Source organism: Promineifilum sp. (SeqCode) (genome assembly GCF_041918635.1).
Lineage (GTDB): Bacteria > Chloroflexota > Anaerolineae > Promineifilales > Promineifilaceae > Promineifilum.
In genome coordinates this window covers 1-2,661 of record NZ_JAYRVJ010000338.1, presented here as the reverse complement: position 1 = coordinate 2,661, position 2,661 = coordinate 1, and the positions used below count along the sequence as shown (strand labels likewise).

Genomic DNA, 2,661 nt, shown 5'->3' with positions numbered 1-2,661 from the left:
CCGGGTCGAGCCAGCCGTCGCCGTCGCTATCGGGGATGGGCGTCGCCGGCGCACTGGGCGGCTCTACCTGAAAGCAGCCGGTAGCCGATTCGACCAGGGGCAAGCCATCGCTCCCGGCCCGATACACCTGCCACTGGTAAGTCGCCACGCCCGGCCGGAAAAAGTAGGCCACCGGCGCGGTGTAGGCCCACTCCCCCGGCGCGGTCTGATGGGCAGCGGGGTCGGCTGTGGCGAAGATCAGCGACTCGCCGGCCGGCCCCAGGCGCAGGCCGATGAACTCATTCGCGGCCGGCGCGTCGGCCCGCCAGCGCAAGGTGACCGATCCGGCATGAGGGAAACGGGACAGGTTGCCCGCGGCGCAATCGCCGGCCGGCTCCAGCAGGGTCACCGCGCCCGGCGTCCGGCCGCCGGCGTTGTAGACCGCGGCCAGCCCCAGGCCGCCGCGCACCCAACAACCGCGCGGCGGGGCGGCGATGCCGGCCGGGCAGGCGATCTCCCAATACGGCTCGCCCTCCGGCCCCGTCGCGCCGCGCCGCAGGGCGACGATGTGGGCGCGCGGCAGCACGCCCAGTTGCGTCGCGTCCGGGGCCGGGGCATCGTACACGGCCAGGCCGGTGCTGCCCAGCGGCAGCAGCGTCGGGCCGCTGAGCAGCGCCGCCGCGGCCAGGGGGGAGCCCGTCTCGTCCACCAGCCGGCCAAAATCCTCCATGGTTAGCCCGGGCGGGATGTCCCACAGAGCGCGGCCGTCCAGCGGCGGGATGACGGCCAGCGTGTGGTCGTCCAGCCCGCCGGGGGGCAGCGGCACGTCGCCGACGTGGACTGTTCCGTCGAAGTTGGCGACCCAGGTGCGGCCGGCAGCGGGGTCGTAGGCCGCGAAGAACTGCGTGCCGCTGACGATGATGACGGCGTTGGGCGTGGTCAGGGCCACAGGACCTTCGCCGGGCTCCAGTTCGCCGCTGAAGCCGCCGCGCAACAGGTGTAGACTGAGCACCCATTCTTGCAGCGGCGGCGTGTCCACCGGTTGGACGAGCAACCGATCGTACGCCTCACCCGCCAGGTCGGTGTCGGTGAATTGGGCGACGGCATCGCGCTTGAGCAGCAGTTGCATGAAGCCGCCCAGGTCGAGCAGCGCCTCGCCCGCCTCCATCACGCGCAAGCTGTCGTAGCTGTTGAAGGGGATGGTGGTATCGGGTGAGATGGTTTGCCAACTGTCGGCCGGGGGCTCAGCGATGTCGTCCAGCGAGGGAGGCGTCGTGGGCGGCTGCGGGCGCGGGCTGTACTCGATGATGGCGTGGCGGGCGCTGAGGGTGATGGGCGGCGCAACGGGGCCTGGCTCGCCGGTCGCCGCGCTGGCCGTCCCCCCTACTGCTTCCCCAGTAGGTTGACCGGGAGAGCTCTGGGTAGCCGGCAACGTCGGTATGGACTCAGGGTTCGGCCCCGTGCAGCCGATGACGATCAACACGGCCAGCAAGAGCCAGAGCGGGAAATTGACAGCGATACTTCGCCGGAGAAACTGCTTACGGCGCGTGTTCATGTCAGACCCCTTTCAACTTCCTCTCACCAAGATAGTGACTCAGCCATTCCACCAGTAAGACGAGCATCGGCAACAGCACGCCCGCCATGAAGATGAGCAGCAACGGGGGCGGCCCGTTGTAATCGCCCAGTGCGGCCCCGCCGCCCAGGAGCGTCACGACCAGATAGCCCGCGGTGAGAACCAGACCGCAAGCCAGGCCCACACCCAACGGCCACAACAGTCGAGTCGGCGCCGACTCGCGCCCCAGGCCGGCGACGATTCCCCACAGACCACCCAGAGCCAGGATCAACAGGTAGTTCGCGCCCGGCGCGGCCAGGTTGAGCGTGAAGAAGACCAGGCCATAGATGCCGGCCCCCAGCATCCCGGCGGCCAGCCGGCGGCGGCCGGGCTGTAGACCGACGCGGGTCAGTGTCCCGTCGAAGAACGGCCCGTAGAGCAGGCCGGCGATGGCCCCAATGACGAGGGACGGAGCCATCAGCAGCGGGACGTTGAACGTTGGCCCCAGCCCGAGCCAGCGGGTCAGGAGGAGGTAATTGGGTAGGCCCAAGCCGAACACGCCGGCGGCCATCGCCAGCAGCGAGTCCACCCACCGCCGGTCTTCCGCCCAGCGGGAGGCGTCCAGGAAGCGCTTCATCCCGCCGCTGAGCGGAAGGCGGCTGGCGCTCAGGCGTTGGTCGGCGATGGCCAGCGCGGAGGAGCGCCAGAGGTAGGCGCGGTTGTGCCGGTGGCCTTCCCACTGATCGGCCGCTCTGGCCAGCTCACGGCGAAAATGCAACTGCTCGCGGCTGCCATCAATACATTCGCACAACGCCGGCCAGTCCCGGATGAGCGCCTCATGGGCCACCTGGACAGTATCGCTGTCAACGGTGATGAGCCGGGCGTCGGCCAGTGCGTCCAGAACATCGGCCACGACCCCCGGCTCACCCAGCGCATCCATCTCGGCGCGCGAGGCGGTGCGGCGCGTGTCGGGCGAGCCTTTTTCGCCGGGCTCGGTCAGCAGCAGGAAGACACGCCGCACCAGGTCTTGGCGCTCGACGGGCAAGCGGGCGAACGTCTCCTCGGCCAGGGCAACAATAGCGCGTTCGACGCCGCCGGCCTCCCGGTAGCCGCGCAGGGTCAAGACATTT

General features: G+C 69.9%; 1 protein-coding gene and 1 pseudogene. Both read right to left on the bottom strand.

From position 1 onward, the window contains the following. Nucleotides 1–1,534 (bottom strand): hypothetical protein (locus ACE3UY_RS10910; RefSeq protein ID WP_374687560.1); only part of this gene is annotated, 1,534 nt, incomplete at its 3' end. A gap of 1 nt (nucleotide 1,535) precedes the next feature. Next, nucleotides 1,536–2,661: pseudogene (locus tag ACE3UY_RS10905) on the bottom strand (hypothetical protein); the annotation flags it as partial.